Origin of the sequence: Pseudoalteromonas sp. SG41-5 (genome assembly GCF_014164495.1) — a bacterium.
Lineage (GTDB): Bacteria > Pseudomonadota > Gammaproteobacteria > Enterobacterales > Alteromonadaceae > Pseudoalteromonas > Pseudoalteromonas rhizosphaerae.
The window spans coordinates 19,837-34,435 of sequence record NZ_JACJFH010000052.1; the positions used below are offsets into that span (position 1 = coordinate 19,837).

At 40.1% G+C, this 14,599-nt stretch carries 12 protein-coding genes; 9 read left to right on the forward strand and 3 right to left on the reverse strand.

The window, feature by feature from the left end:
* Positions 1–76 precede the first annotated feature (76 nt).
* The 6 genes from cysG to cysQ are packed head-to-tail and all read left to right on the forward strand — an operon-like array spanning position 77 to position 7,036.
* Positions 77–1,498 (forward strand): siroheme synthase CysG, encoded by a 1,422-nt coding sequence (cysG, locus tag H5232_RS14085; RefSeq protein ID WP_182768123.1) that lies wholly within the window; start codon positions 77–79, stop codon positions 1,496–1,498.
* 52 nt (positions 1,499–1,550) lie between these two features.
* Positions 1,551–2,450, forward strand: coding sequence for a sulfate adenylyltransferase subunit CysD (cysD, locus tag H5232_RS14090; RefSeq protein WP_145238271.1), 900 nt, complete (start codon positions 1,551–1,553; stop codon positions 2,448–2,450).
* A complete protein-coding gene (gene cysN / locus H5232_RS14095; protein WP_182719265.1) occupies positions 2,450–3,877 on the forward strand; it encodes a sulfate adenylyltransferase subunit CysN in 1,428 nt (475 codons plus the stop codon). The genes cysD and cysN overlap by 1 nt, the downstream gene beginning before the upstream one ends.
* 30 nt (positions 3,878–3,907) lie before the next feature.
* Entirely contained in the window at positions 3,908–5,632 is a 1,725-nt protein-coding gene (locus tag H5232_RS14100; protein ID WP_182719264.1) for an SLC13 family permease, read from the forward strand.
* 30 nt (positions 5,633–5,662) lie between these two features.
* Positions 5,663–6,262: an adenylyl-sulfate kinase gene (gene cysC, locus H5232_RS14105; protein WP_145238262.1), complete on the forward strand. Its 600-nt coding sequence runs from the start codon at positions 5,663–5,665 to the stop codon at positions 6,260–6,262.
* Between the two features lie 3 nt (positions 6,263–6,265).
* Positions 6,266–7,036 carry a 3'(2'),5'-bisphosphate nucleotidase CysQ gene (gene cysQ, locus H5232_RS14110; RefSeq protein ID WP_182831090.1) on the forward strand — a complete coding sequence of 257 codons (771 nt, stop codon included), beginning with the start codon at positions 6,266–6,268 and terminating at the stop codon, positions 7,034–7,036.
* Positions 7,037–7,595: 559 nt separating this feature from the next.
* Here the strand turns inward: cysQ and H5232_RS14115 are convergent.
* Positions 7,596–10,484 (reverse strand): P-loop NTPase fold protein, encoded by a 2,889-nt coding sequence (locus tag H5232_RS14115; protein ID WP_182831091.1) that lies wholly within the window; start codon positions 10,482–10,484, stop codon positions 7,596–7,598.
* Positions 10,485–10,662: 178 nt separating this feature from the next.
* Here H5232_RS14115 and H5232_RS14120 point away from each other — a divergent pair, with 178 nt between their 5' ends.
* Positions 10,663–10,998, forward strand: coding sequence for a hypothetical protein (locus H5232_RS14120; RefSeq protein ID WP_182719260.1), 336 nt, complete (start codon positions 10,663–10,665; stop codon positions 10,996–10,998).
* Positions 10,995–11,486 carry a hypothetical protein gene (locus H5232_RS14125; protein WP_220491389.1) on the forward strand — a complete coding sequence of 164 codons (492 nt, stop codon included), beginning with the start codon at positions 10,995–10,997 and terminating at the stop codon, positions 11,484–11,486. Before H5232_RS14120 ends, H5232_RS14125 begins: the two co-directional genes overlap by 4 nt.
* A 130-nt stretch (positions 11,487–11,616) precedes the next feature.
* Here the strand turns inward: H5232_RS14125 and H5232_RS14130 are convergent, their stop codons facing one another.
* Positions 11,617–12,366 carry a tetratricopeptide repeat protein gene (locus tag H5232_RS14130; RefSeq protein WP_182831092.1) on the reverse strand — a complete coding sequence of 250 codons (750 nt, stop codon included), beginning with the start codon at positions 12,364–12,366 and terminating at the stop codon, positions 11,617–11,619.
* 523 nt (positions 12,367–12,889) lie between these two features.
* Here H5232_RS14130 and H5232_RS14135 point away from each other — a divergent pair.
* Positions 12,890–13,081 carry a hypothetical protein gene (locus H5232_RS14135; protein ID WP_182719258.1) on the forward strand — a complete coding sequence of 64 codons (192 nt, stop codon included), beginning with the start codon at positions 12,890–12,892 and terminating at the stop codon, positions 13,079–13,081.
* A gap of 72 nt (positions 13,082–13,153) precedes the next feature.
* On the opposite strand, the gene H5232_RS14140 is transcribed toward H5232_RS14135, so the two are convergent.
* Complete coding sequence (locus H5232_RS14140; RefSeq protein WP_182719257.1) at positions 13,154–14,413, reverse strand: aromatic amino acid transport family protein; 1,260 nt, start codon at positions 14,411–14,413, stop codon at positions 13,154–13,156.
* Between the last annotated feature and the right edge of the window lie 186 nt (positions 14,414–14,599).

Here is a 14,599-nt window from a genome sequence, read left to right on the forward strand (position 1 = left end):
TTTTACTTAGCTTACGCCACTATATTCTGAGTTTCTGAAAAGCATCTTTGCTGTAATTTTTTCCAAGGGTCTACACATGCAATATTTACCTATCTTTACCAAGCTCGACAATAAACCTGTATTGGTTGTTGGCGGTGGAGAGGTTGCGTTACGTAAGTGCCGTGCATTTTTGAAAGCTCGCGCTGATGTCACTTTAGTAGCACCTTGGTTTTGTGATGAATTAAAAGAGCATGCACAAAATAATGATGTCACTCTAATTGACGCTTTTTTTGATGAATCACACCTTGATGGCAAAATGCTGGTCATTGCCGCAACCGACAATGATGACGTAAATAACAGCGTATTTGAACTCGCAAATGCACGAAATGTATTCGTTAACGTGGTGGATGACCAACCTAAATGCACCTTTATTTTTCCTTCAATTGTTGATCGTGACCCGATCACTATTGCAATTTCAAGTGCTGGCACAGCGCCGGTATTAGCACGGCGCTTACGTGAGAAGTTAGAAACGCTTATTCCACAACACATCGGCCCGCTTGCAAGTTTAGTTGGCAGCTTTCGCGACAAAGTAAAACAGCGCTTCACAAGTTTTGCTGATCGTCGCCAATTTTGGGAAGGCGTATTTGATTCATCTGTCGTCAGCAAAGTACAAACGGGTGATACAGCTGCCGCAAGCGTACAGCTTGAACAATTACTCGATACAAAACTGGTTCCTGAAGGTGAAGTATACGTAATTGGCGCAGGTCCAGGAGATCCAGAGCTATTAACACTGAAAGCACTGCAACTAATGCAACAAGCTGATGTGGTGGTGTATGACTTTCTAGTCTCTGACGAAATTATGGAGCTAGTACGCCGCGATGCTGATTTAATTTGTGTGGGTAAACGCTTAGGCGATCACAGTGTCGTGCAAGAAGATACTAACCAAATGCTAGTTGACCTTGCCAAGCAAGGTAAAAAAGTGTGCCGCATTAAAGGTGGCGACCCGTTTATTTATGGCCGTGGTGGTGAAGAAGTTCAAGTACTTGCAGCTAATAACGTAAATTACCAAATCGTCCCTGGCATAACTGCTGCCGCAGGTTGTAGCGCTTATGCAGGTATTCCGCTAACGCACCGTGACCATGCACAAGCCATACAGTTTGTAACTGGTCACTGTAAAAAAGACGGTCAAGAACTAGATTGGCAATCACTGGCAAAACCAAACCAAACTCTGGCTATTTATATGGGTGTAATTAAGTCTCCCCATATTCAAGCACAATTATTAAAACATGGTCGCGGTGCAGATACACCCGTGGCAATTATTGAAAACGGTACTCGCAAAAATCAACGCGTTGTAACCGGTAAATTAGGTGAGCTGGCCGATTTAATCGAGCGTCACAGCATTATTTCACCGGCATTATTAATTATTGGTGAAGTTGCTTCATTACATGAAGAACTTCATTGGTTTGGCACAAAAGCCCAAACTAGTAGCTTTGCACAACCGCTTACAGACGTGGCATAGCTTTAAACTATTTAGATTTTAACTTTTAATCATTTTAGTAGGACGACTAACAATGGCTTTAACTCACCTTCAGCAATTAGAAGCTGAAAGTATCAAAATCATGCGCGAAGTTGCTGCTGAGTTTGAGAACCCAGTTATGCTTTACTCTATCGGTAAAGATTCATCGGTACTTTTACATTTAGCGCGTAAAGCGTTTTACCCAGGTAAAATTCCGTTTCCACTGCTTCACGTTGATACCAACTGGAAGTTTAAAGAAATGATCGAATTTCGTGATCGCTTAGCAAAAGAGTACGGTTTTGACTTACTCGTCCACAAAAATCCGGAAGGCTTAGCGATTGATATCAGCCCATTTACTCATGGCTCTGGTAAGCATACCGATATCATGAAAACCCAAGGCTTAAAACAGGCGCTTGATAAATACGGCTTTGATGCCGCGTTTGGTGGTGCACGCCGCGACGAAGAAAAATCTCGCGCTAAAGAGCGTGTTTATTCATTCCGTGATAAACACCACAGATGGGATCCAAAAAACCAACGTCCAGAGCTTTGGAATACCTATAACAGTCAAGTTAACCCTGGCGAAAGCATCCGTGTATTCCCACTTTCTAACTGGACTGAACTTGATATTTGGCAATATATCTATCAAGAAAACATCGATATGGTTCCGCTTTACTTAGCCAAAGAGCGCCCTGTTGTAGAGCGTGATGGTACTTTGATCATGGTTGATGATGAGCGTATGCCGCTTAAAGAAGGAGAAGTACCCATGATGAAATCTGTTCGTTTTCGTACTTTAGGTTGTTACCCACTTACCGGTGCAGTGGAATCAACAGCCAGTACACTGACTGAGATTATCGAAGAAATGCTGCTATCTACGTCATCTGAACGTGAAGGTCGGGTAATTGACCACGATTCAGCAGGTTCAATGGAGAAGAAAAAACGTGAGGGCTATTTCTAATGTCTATTAATACTAGCGATACAATTAACGAAGTAAAAGCAATTGGCATCGACGCCTATCTTGCTCGCCAACAAGACAAAAGCCTATTGCGTATGCTGACCTGTGGTAGTGTGGATGACGGTAAATCAACCCTAATTGGCCGCCTACTGCACGACAGCCACCAAATTTATGAAGATCAGTTAGCAGCACTGCATAAAGATAACGAAAAAGTCGGTAATGCCGGTGAAGAGCTCGATTTAGCACTACTGGTTGACGGCTTACAAGCTGAGCGTGAGCAAGGCATAACTATTGATGTAGCGTACCGTTATTTTTCAACGGCTAAACGTAAATTCATTATTGCTGATACTCCAGGGCATGAGCAATACACCCGCAACATGGTAACTGGTGCATCAACCAGTGATGTAGCGATTATTCTTGTTGATGCGCGCTACGGTGTGCAAGTACAAACTAAGCGTCACAGCTTTATCTGTGATTCATTGGGTATTAAACAGTTTGTTGTTGCCGTGAATAAAATGGATATTGTTGATTTTGACGAAACCGTTTATGAGCGCATTAAAGCCGATTATTTAAAATTTGCCGAGCAACTTAACGTATCTAACATCAAGTTTGTGCCTATGTCGGCGCTTAAAGGCGATAACGTAGTAACACGCTCAGAGCACACACCATATTACACAGATAAACCACTGCTTGAGTTATTAGAAGACTCACCAGCAGCTGAAACAGACACTGGCTTTGAAGCGCGTTTCCCTGTGCAGTATGTAGTACGCCCTAACCTAAACTTCCGTGGTTTCCAAGGTACTTTGACCTCAGGAAAATTACGCGTTGGTGATGCTATTAAAGTATTGCCATCAGGTAAAACCTCAAGCATTAAAGAGATTGTAACCTTTGACGGCAACTTAGACACAGCCGAAGCTGGCCAAGCAATTACTTTAACGCTTAACACTGAAATTGATATTAGCCGAGGGGACGTGATCGTTCCTGCTGATTCAACAGCGACTGTAACTAACCAAGTACAAGCAAAGCTTGTGTGGATGCACGAAGCGCCGCTGGTACTGGGTAAAAGCTATAACTTTAAGCTAGGCAGTAAAAATACTTCGGCTATCGTGAAAAAGATTGATCACACCATTGATGTGAACACCCTTGAACACGGTAGCGCAAACAGCCTGCAGTTAAACGAAATCGCGATTGTTACCCTAGAATTGACCGAAACCATTTTGGCCGATGCTTATCACAACAATCACGAAACCGGTGCGTTTATTTTAATCGATCGTTTATCTAACTTAACTGTTGCGGCGGGTATGATTGAAAACGTGCTTGCTAAGCAACAACAAACGGGTAACTTTAGTGAGTTTGAAGTTGAATTTAATGCGTTAGTACGCAAGCACTTCCCACATTGGCAAGCGCTTGATATATCAAAGCTTAAATAACCAACTTTGCCTGTTAAGGACATATAAAGCATGTATCAACAGCTAGTATTAACAGGCATTATGCTAACTTTAGTCGGGTGCCTGTTTGGCACGCGGCTAAAGCCAGCATGGCTTTTTGTTGGCGCCATTGGCACCGCATATCTAGGCGGGTTAATCGACCTTGAAGATATGCTGATCAACTACGCCAATCCATCACTGATCACCTTAGTGTTATTAGTACTGGTTTCGATTGCGGTTGAAAAAACTACACTCGTACAAAAGCTTGCCCAGTCATTATCAAAAGGAAGTTTAACCAGCTCAGTCACTAAGCTCGGACTTTCTACAGCGTTTTTATCCTCATTTACCAATAATACAGCGGTTGTCGCATCGCTCATTACTGCCATAAAAGACAATCCAAACCATTCACCTTCAAAGCTACTATTACCGCTGTCGTATACTGCTATTTTAGGTGGCACAATTACCTTAATTGGTACTTCAACAAATTTAATCGTCAATGGTTTTGCCGTTGATGCAGGCATGGCACCGCTAGGCTTTTTCGACTTTACCATAGTCGGGTTAGGCGCATTAAGTGTGGGCCTGATCACTATTTTAGTGATGCTAAAATATTTGCCAGACAACGGCAAAAACGATCAAGAAGTGGTGCCTTTTTATCTCGAAGGTAAAATAGAAGAAGGCTCAAAACTAATTGGTAAAAGCGTAGAAGAAAATGGCCTGCGCGAACTTAAAGACTTATTCCTAGCGGAAATTATTCGCGGCGATAAACGCATTTGTGCAGTGACCCCGCAACAAGTGATTAAAGCGGGCGATGTATTGCTGTTTGTCGGTGACATCAAATCAGTGCCATTGCTAACACGCTTTGACGGGCTAAAAATAGTTCACGATAAACATCAAAAAGATGTTGAGCACCTCGTTGAAGTTGTTGTCAGCCAATCATCTAAATTTATAGGAAAAACAGTTAAAGAAGCGCGTTTTCGTGAACAGTTTCATGCCGCTGTTATCGCTATTCGTCGCGGCCATGACCGCTTACAAGGTGGCCTTGGTAAAGTGCAGCTGCAAGCGGGAGACTCACTGATCCTCGCACCAGGTAAAGACTTTTATAGTCTGCCTAATTTAAAACGCGAATTTGTGTATATTTCTGGGCTTGATTTACAAACTCACTTAGCGCCCAAGCAATCTAACTTAGTATTAGCGAGCTTTGCAACGGTACTTGGGCTGAGTATTATTGGCTATGTACCACTGGTAAAAGGCTTATTAGTATTGCTGATTGGCTTAATGCTCACGGGAACGATAAAGCTGAGCGAAGTAAAACGCCGTTTTCCTATTGAATTACTTGCTGTAGTTGGTAGCGCCATTGGCCTTGCTAAACTGATGATAGGCACCGGCCTAGCTGGACAAATATCTGCAGCATTGTTTTATGTACTCGGTGATTTTGGCCCCTATGGCGCGTTTATCGCGATTTTTGTAATGACAGTAATGTTCACCGAACTTATCACCAATAACGCCGCAGCGGCACTATCATTCCCTGTCGCTTATGCATTAGCAATGGGCTTTAATGTTGACCCGCTGCCGTTTATTATGGCGGTCGCCTTTGGTGCATCTGCAAGCTTTATATCACCATTTGGTTATCAAACTAACCTGATGGTTTATAGCGCCGGCAATTATCGTTTAAAAGACTATGTATTAATGGGTTTACCGCTTTCTATTATTTATTCAATAACGGTATTAACCCTGATCCCGCTGGTATTTCCATTTTAAGCCAGCGCTTACTCATAAGAGAGTTTTATAATGGATGAGAACATTGTTTGGCATAACTATGCCATTACTAAAGCACAACGTAGCGAACACAAAAGCCATAAACCGGCTATTTTATGGTTCACTGGTTTTTCCGGCTCAGGTAAAAGCACCGTAGCAAACGCCCTTGAAAGCGCACTCAATCAACAAGGTATTCACACCTACCTGCTAGATGGCGACAATGTACGCCACGGCTTGTGTAAAGATTTAGGCTTTAGCGACGAAGACCGTATCGAAAATATTCGCCGCGTTGGTGAAACCGCTAAACTAATGGTCGATGCTGGATTATTGGTACTCACCGCATTTATTTCCCCATTTCGCGCTGAACGCGATATGGTAAGAAACTTAGTCGATGACGGTGAATTTATCGAAGTGTTTTTAGACACACCTCTGGACGTATGCGAGAGCCGCGATCCAAAAGGCTTATACAAAAAAGCCCGCGCAGGTGAAATAAAACACTTCACAGGTATAGATTCAGACTACCAAATACCCCATTCACCGGAAATAATCTTAGATACCAGTAAAAACACCCTAGACCAATCGGTGCAAGAGCTGATAGCGTATCTAAAACAACAGCAAATTATTAAAGGTTAAGTCATGAACCAAACGGAACTGCTCGAAGAAATACTGATCCTTGCCCGCCAAGCTGGCAGCGCTATTATGGGGATTTATGAAAAGGATTTTAACGTTGAGTACAAAGCTGATGAAAGCCCTGTAACCGACGCCGATCTTGCAGCTCACAAAGTGATTGCCAATGGCCTAGCCCACTTAACCCCAGAGATCCCAGTATTAAGTGAAGAAAGTGCCGATATCAGCTGGGATATCCGTCAAACGTGGACCCGCTATTGGCTGGTTGACCCAATCGACGGCACTAAAGAGTTTATTAAAAAGAACGGTGAGTTTACCGTTAACATCGCCTTGATTGAAAACGGCAAGCCTATCTTAGCGGTAGTAGATGCGCCTGCGCTAGGCGTGTCTTATCTGGCAGCAGAGGCAATCGGCGCATTTAAGGACCGCGGTGATGAGCGCATTGAGCTTAAAGTCACCACCAAAGCAAACAAAGGCCTTATCCGCGTAGTCGGCAGCCGCTCGCATCCATCACCGGATTTAGCAGAGTTTGTAAAACGCTTTGACGAGGTTGAAATGGTCTCAAAAGGCAGTTCACTAAAACTGTGCTTAGTCGCCGAAGGCAGCGCCGATATTTACCCACGCCTAGGCCCAACCTGTGAATGGGACACCGGTGCCGGCCACGCTATAGCCGAAATCGCCGGCGCAAAAGTCACTAAGCTTGATGGCAGCCCGCTTGTTTATAACACCAAAGATGAGTATTTGAATCCGTATTTTGTTGTGAGTGTGATAGAAGAGTAAAAGCTTTCAGCTGTAAGCTATCAGCCGTCAGATTAAGAGCAGATCGGCGTTAAATTAATCACCGTTGGCTGGGTTGAGTATAATGACGTAGGCTGGGTAGAGCGACGCGAAACCCAGCATGTTTAAGCCACAAGCTGTAGAGCTTTAAAAGTTGTAAGGCCGACTCTTCACTCGTAGGAGTTGGCTTCAGCCACGAAAAATCCTGCTCTGCATTCTGTTTGAAAAAACAATTTCACCACAGAGAACACCAAGGCGCTTCGCTGCACAGAGGTTGAATCATAAGCTGTATAGCTTTAAACGGTAAGTTTAAGCCCGACTCTTCACTCGTAGGAGTTGGCTTCAGCCACGAAAAATCCTGCTCTGCGTTCTATTTGAAAAAACAATTTCACCACAGAGAACACCGAGTCGCTTCGCTACACAGAGAGCTTTAGCCATAGGCGGTAAGTCTAGCACTTCACTCGTAGGAGTTGGCTTCAGCCACGAAAGCTGCTCTGTATTCTATCTTAAAAACAATTCCACCACTGAGAGCACCAAGGAGCTGTACAGAGAAGCTATCTCATTAAAAATATGGTTTAATTTTACTTTCTATTGCTTCATTTAACCTCAGAGCATTATTAAACCTTATAGTAGGGTTCATTGGTATTTCTAAAAAAGTTTTAGGATCCACTCCTAATAATATGCTGAGCTTTTCTTCTGCAATTTGAATATCTGATACATCAAATTTAAAGCATTTGTTCTCGTTATCAAAACTCCACTCTTTCGTGCAAGAAATTAGATAGAGGCATAAAAAAGAATAATCACTTTCATTTTCCATTTGGTTTAATCCTCTAAAAAACGCCTTAATATTAGTTGGCTCTGAAGTGCTGGATAATAAACCCAACACTTCATAAATTAACCTGAAAAGTATGTGTTTTTCTTCGCTTAAAGGTATTTGACTGTCATCCTGAATTCTATTAAAGAAAAAGCTAAAAACCTCATTTAAATTTTCCAGCGTTAAACTTTCTGCAATTAGCCAAGCTATACTAAGTTCAATATCACAACTTTTACTGAAATCTTGAAAATTTGAATCTCTATCACGGCTTGAACGCTCAAAAAAACCCGTAATCCCCTTATTTAGATCATCACAACAATTGGGTATAAAAAAGAATCGCTCTACACCTAAACGATAGTCACTATCCAACTCAAACCATTTATTCAAAAACTCTAAAATATCTTTAGACTCTCGTAGTTCAATAACTTTGGCGATTAAAACTTGATCGCTCAACTCTGTATTTTTTGATGCTTTCTTGATTGATAGCTGCTCTCGTTGAATCCGATCTAAATAATTAACAGTATTATTTGTACAGCCAACTGATTGTAGATAATTAAACTTAGGATTCATCACCAAGCTTTTACTATTCTGATCTTTTTGGGTTTTAATATTGGTGCAATCTATCTCAAGTCGAAACGGATTTAACTTAATATTGTTTATAGCATTACTTTCAATAGTCACTGAGGTAGAAGCTTCTTTTGTAGAGCCCCTCTTTACTAACTCTTTCGCTACTTCTTGCTGATCTTTAGATTCTTGATCATCCCTTCGCCAATCAATACGAAGCATATGATCTAGATATTGCTTTAATTGTTCATCTTGAACACCATCCTTACTTTTGCATATCTCTTTTATTTTTAACTCGAGACTTTCGGGAGCAGACCACCTATGTAGTAATTGATTACCTTTCTCCGCAAGCTTTTGATACCTGGAATACTGAACAGGATAAACTTCTCTAAAAGCGACCACCATCATCAATGAAATAAAATTAACTTCCCCCATCAATTTTTCAGGTTGCCAAGCTTGATCCACTCTCCGTAAGACCTTCTTTAAAACCCGGAATGAGTTTAAATGATTGTTAATATAGCTCGTGGATACCTCTAGTTTTTTTAATTCAGATGTTAAGCTATCACGCTGCCCGTTGTTTTGATCATCTAACTTGATCAATCCCCAATAACCAATTATTTTATAATTTTTGATTTTCCGCTTTTTATTCGGTTTTAACGCATTTTCCAAGCTGAGCTTTGTGTATAGATTTAGATATTCATAACAGTCCTGAGCAGCAATATCCTCTCTATAATCAGTTGCTTTTGAGATCACTTCGGCGGCAACTTCATTTTCATTACCCATTGCGATGATAAAGTTAATATGACTTAAATCTTCGCCCTTTAATCTATCCAACAGTGCAGCTATATCATTTAGGCGTTTTTCATTTTCATCACCTGTGCCGCGATCTACGTCTTGTAAGGTGATCAGTAATTTATGGTTGGTTGCTTCAAGAACATCATTAAGCTTTTTGAAGCTCTCTTCAATATCAACGGGGCCTGCCAGTAGTGTGGATGCAAACTGAAATATGCTGCCGCCTGATTTTAGGGCTTCGGTATAATGTTTTGGTAAGGCACGAAAGGCGCACATATCAATATGTTGGCTGATATCATCGATGATATGACTCAATACTACATGAGCAACCCTGCCACTTGCTGCGCCCCACGTTGATATATCACTATGTATCCAGATCCCATCTTGCTTAGGGCTTTTTGCTAACTCACTTGCAATACTGTCAACTATACTGCTTTTTCCACAGCCAAATGGCCCACACAGTGCGATATGTTGCGCTCCCTTTTTCTCATATCCTTCTTTATCACCACCGGTTAACAGCCGTTCAGTAATACGAGTGGCATAAATCCGTAAATCAGGCTCCAGTTGTTCTGTGTTTTTAATAGTTGAATCGTCTTTAAACCAATTTTTGAACTCACCTAAGGTTTTAAAGTCATTTGAATTAAGGCTTGACGCACACTCTATGGTTATTTGTTCTCGATTTAATTTAACGCATCCATTTACATATTTACCTATCAAAAATATTACGAAAAGTATGTAAACATCTACCACTATAAAAAGTGGCCAACTAAAACCTGTATGACTGATATGCCAATAAATAAAAACTGCGCTAATCGCAGCTATAGAAGAAAAGCATACAAGCAAATTAAGGTTAATTTTTTCACTGTCTTGTTGGTAGGCTATAACTATGGAAGAACCTAAAATAGATAAGATGAAATACTTAAAACAAGAACTAGCCGCTATTAACTGCTGTACATTTGAAGTGAAGTAAAAAATCGAACCTATAAGAATTATCGAAAACCATAAGCTTATCGTCACTGGCGGGTACTTAAAGCTAAACCCAATACTGCGTTTGGCGTGGGAGATATAAAACTTATCCAGCATTAGCTTGATGCCAATGCCGGCAAGAAAAGCAAAACTATAGTGCAGCGCAGGATTGGCGTATAAAATACTGCCCCACTTCATATAGGCTTGCTGTACAAAACTGACGTTACTTAAAAATACTGTAATTGCGGCCGCTGTAATTGCGCACAATAACAGTGATAACCAACGCTGGGCTGGAATAGGAAGAGACTGCGACAATTTAATATCCTTATAAGGAATCTAGTTTGCATTTCAAATAACTCAATCAGTGTATACCCTGTTGAATAAAAATAGAAACTCAGTATTTTTTATATATTGGTTACAATTTTCAGGTACAGTTTTTAGACAGTTTTTGCTAGGCTTTATATTTACGGAATTCAATAACAAGGAGTAATTAATGAGATGTCCTGAAATTGACGATTTGGAGTTTTCTGAGCGTGGCAAGCTAGCTGTAAAAGAAATAAGGCGAATAAAAGAAATTAATCAGTGGCTCAGTGCAACAATTACAGTTGGTACTTTTGCTAACATTTTTGCGGGTAATGGCATCATTAAAAGTCACTATAACCTCACTCAAACTGATTTTGATGCTTTTTCTACTGCACTAAAAAGCTCCCCAAGCATAGCTCGAAAAACCATAGAAACGATATCTGGTCTTCAAGCAATTAAAGCTAAAACATCTAAAGAAAGGCAGTTCTGGAAGGCTGTTTATAACGGTTGCGAGGCTGCAAAATGAATAATTTTATTGTTTTCGCTCTTGCTTTATTCAGTTCCTTTTTAACATATGCAAATATAGCCGAAAATAACCTCACTAGTTATTTAACGGTTGAATACCATAATTCAATAAAAGCATATGACACTAAACTTGAAAAATGTCAGCAAACAGCAATAGTTATAACTCCAGATGACGTTAAACATATTTCAGATGACTGGAATGTGCTTAGTAGTGTTTTATCTTATCATTATGCAAAGACGCAAGATTTATGCACACATGATGAGTTGCAGCGTTTCACATTGCTTTCAGCAAAATTGCAGGCCTTAAAAGATAGCGATAAAACCATGCTTGATAAGTACAACCAATTAATTATGGCAATCCCTTTAACTTTTGAGCGAACTAAAGCTGATTACTTTATTTTGCCTGAAGATATACGTGAACAATTTTCTAGCTTAGAAAAATTAAATAAGCCATTTAATTTAATGAAGACAATGGAAAACTTCGAGTAGCCAAGCCTTGATAAAATGAGCAAATAATTACATTGCTCATCGTAGGCTGAGTTGAGTATTACAACATTCAGCCTATTTGAACCAAAGAAAGCAGTAAAGCTTTAAGCGATAAGCTTGAACCATTCGATTGCTAAGTTATTTTATCAGCTCGTGCTACTTTTTCTGCATAAAAATAAGTTGATTGCATATCCAAAGGCTTACTCAATAGCCCGGTTTCTATATTGTTCAATACAGCTAGGTTTTTCTTTGCAGGTCCATAGTCTGGATCAAGTGCTAACGCTTGCTCAAAGTAATCTCGCGCTTGCATATAATCCTGTAACATTAAATAACAAATCCCCAAGTTCCCTTTAGCCTGCACATGCTTAGGCTGATTTGATGCAATCACTTTAAACAAGGGAATAGCTTTTTCATACTGCTCTGTTTGGAGAAATTCAAAGCCCCTATCGAAACGTTCTGAATCTTCAAGGTACTGTTCAATAGTAAAACCTGTCGGCAAGCCTTTTTCAACTAACTCAATAATTTCTTTAGACGCAGTAATAACGTCAGTCTCTTCTGGTGATGCATACTTCAATGCTGCAACATGGTGCTTAATAGATAAATCAACCTTTCCAGTTTTTTGATAACTAATCGCCAGGTTATAGTGAGCTAAAGCATATTCACCATTAACTGCTATGGATTTCAGCAAGTTTTGTATAGCTAAGTTATAATCACCTTTGAGTACAGCCATTATACCGACCCCATAATAGGTCAAGTAATGACGTGGGTACTTTTTAGCTGATTTTTTCAGCAAGTACTTACCCTGTTTCGCATCGCCATTCTGCAAAAAATAAAATGCATCCTCTAAGATATCTTCGAGGTATAAGGTTGCTTTATCGACCATTTGATCTCCATTATTATTACTTTGGTTAAATAGAAGACCTAACCGTTGCAAGCCATCAATTTTAAGTTGTATTTAAAAATACTTCAACTGATGGATAAGCTCCTCAAAGAGCTTTAAGCTCGAAAAAGGCCACAGTATTGTATTAAAGATAATCACACCACAGCACGCCGAGGCGTTTTGCGCTGTACAGAGATTTGCTCTTCGTGTTCTTTTGTAGGTCGGGATTTATCCCGTCTCGTAAGCTCTACTGCGAGTAGGTAGTGGCTTTAGCCATTAATGAACTAAAAATCATTATCTCATATGTTCGCGACTGAAGTCGCTCCTACAGGTTTGGTATTGGTATTTTTATAAACCGGGATTTTTCCGTCATATTGTCAGGCAAAAACCTGACCTACCGCTGGGACAATAAACTATGAGCGCTAGCTTATAAACCTAAATTAACACCTGTAACATCAACAAAGCTCCTCAATATCAGCTATTGTGTTTTAACATTCTCAGTTTAATTGATTATAAAAAAGACCTAATGACGACTATTGAAAGTGCGATTGATTCAGCCTACCAAGCGCAAATTAAAAATCTCTATAATGCACTAAGCCAAGCTGTACTTGCAGCGAATGGCGATGCAGATGCGATTAGCGCTGCTGAAACAAGTTTCAAAAAAGGCCTAGCCTTTGCCGCTGATATTAGAGCCCGTGCCCTAGCTGCAATAGCATAAACTAAAAAGCCCTGTAAGTTTGTCACCTACAGGGCTTTTATTTAATCTAACTAAAGTCTCTAAAGCTACTTGCTAAGCAACAAAGCCATAAATCAAAGCAGCTACCGCTAATAAGCCTACCGCTAACACGAACAAGGTGCTAAAACGGCCACGGTATTTTTGTAATGCTGGAACTTTATAAACAGCAATCATTGGCATGATGAATAATATCATCGCAATAATCGGCCCTGATAGTTGATCCATCATATCTAAGATACTTGGGTTTTTAACAGCACAAAACCAAATAGCAAAGAACATGATAGCAACACCAATTTTGTCAGCGTTTTTCAGCGACAAACTTGTTTGTTTAGTAACAAGCCCATTAAAGCTTTCTCTTGCTCCTAAAAAATGACCTAAGAAAGATGAAGTGATAGCAATAAACGCGACTAGCGGGCCAAAGGTGGCAATAAATGAGTTGTCAGTAACATTAGCTAAGTATGATAACACGGATACATTTTGTGCTTTTGCTTGCAACATTTGCTCTGGTGTTAATGAAAGTACACACGAAAATACAAACAATAGAACGAACACTATCAGTAATAAACTGGTGCGCTTTAGAATCGCCTCGGACTTAGCTGTCGCTTGTTTACCATAATGACCTCGCTGTACGTTTACAAAGCTTGAGATCGCCGCTGCGTGGCTAAATGAGAACACTATAATAGGAATTGACAGCCATAACGTTTTACTAAAGCCTGCAAACTCAGGAAAGGCCATATTGGGTACTTGCCAGCTCGGAATTAAATACAACGATAAAAACAATAAAATACCGACTAACGGATACACTAAAATAGCAAAAGCACGCAACATTAGCCTTTCACCACCGAGCATCAAGCTGATCATACTGGCAACTAAAACTCCTGAAAGCAATACTCTAGAAGGTGCTTCCATACCTAATTGGTTTACTATAAAACTATCAACAGTATTGGTTAGGCCAACACCATAGATCAGTAAAATTGGAAATATTGATAAAAAATACAATAATGAAATTAATCTACCAGCATTCACACCAAAATGCTCTTCAACCACATCGGTAAAATCAGCATCTTTGTTCTTTGATGACAATACAAAACGCGCTAAACCACGGTGGGCTAAGAAAGTCATTGGAAACGCTAAACACGCTAAAATGATCAGCGGCCAAAAGCCACCAATACCAATATTAATTGGCAAAAACAAAATACCGGCACCGACGGCAGTACCAAAAAGACTCAACACCCATTGGGTATCATGAAAGTTCCATTTCGGTTTACTTGTTGTCACTGCGTCAAACTGCGCAGCATCAGTGGAAGAGTTCATGCACTTCACCTATTAGTATAATAATTTGGCAAGAGCATATAGAAATCAACACATTATTTCAGTTTTTGGCGACATAATTAACTAAATATTACAGCCTATTTTGTAATTACTGAGTTACTTACTGTCATGAATTTGAAACAGTCATAAAATCAAAATTCTTTAGCTGATAGAGGAAATAAATTTGCG

Excerpts from the sequence above, each read along its gene's own strand:
- cysG (WP_182768123.1), top strand. The coding sequence starts at position 77 with ATGCAATATTTACCTATCTTTACCAAGCTCGACAATAAACCTGTATTG.
- cysD (WP_145238271.1), top strand. The coding sequence starts at position 1,551 with ATGGCTTTAACTCACCTTCAGCAATTAGAAGCTGAAAGTATCAAAATC.
- cysN (WP_182719265.1), top strand. The coding sequence starts at position 2,450 with ATGTCTATTAATACTAGCGATACAATTAACGAAGTAAAAGCAATTGGC.
- H5232_RS14100 (WP_182719264.1), top strand. The coding sequence starts at position 3,908 with ATGTATCAACAGCTAGTATTAACAGGCATTATGCTAACTTTAGTCGGG.
- cysC (WP_145238262.1), top strand. The coding sequence starts at position 5,663 with ATGGATGAGAACATTGTTTGGCATAACTATGCCATTACTAAAGCACAA.
- cysQ (WP_182831090.1), top strand. The coding sequence starts at position 6,266 with ATGAACCAAACGGAACTGCTCGAAGAAATACTGATCCTTGCCCGCCAA.
- H5232_RS14120 (WP_182719260.1), top strand. The coding sequence starts at position 10,663 with ATGAGATGTCCTGAAATTGACGATTTGGAGTTTTCTGAGCGTGGCAAG.
- H5232_RS14125 (WP_220491389.1), top strand. The coding sequence starts at position 10,995 with ATGAATAATTTTATTGTTTTCGCTCTTGCTTTATTCAGTTCCTTTTTA.
- H5232_RS14130 (WP_182831092.1), bottom strand. The coding sequence starts at position 12,366 with ATGGTCGATAAAGCAACCTTATACCTCGAAGATATCTTAGAGGATGCA.
- H5232_RS14135 (WP_182719258.1), top strand. The coding sequence starts at position 12,890 with ATGACGACTATTGAAAGTGCGATTGATTCAGCCTACCAAGCGCAAATT.
- H5232_RS14140 (WP_182719257.1), bottom strand. The coding sequence starts at position 14,413 with ATGAACTCTTCCACTGATGCTGCGCAGTTTGACGCAGTGACAACAAGT.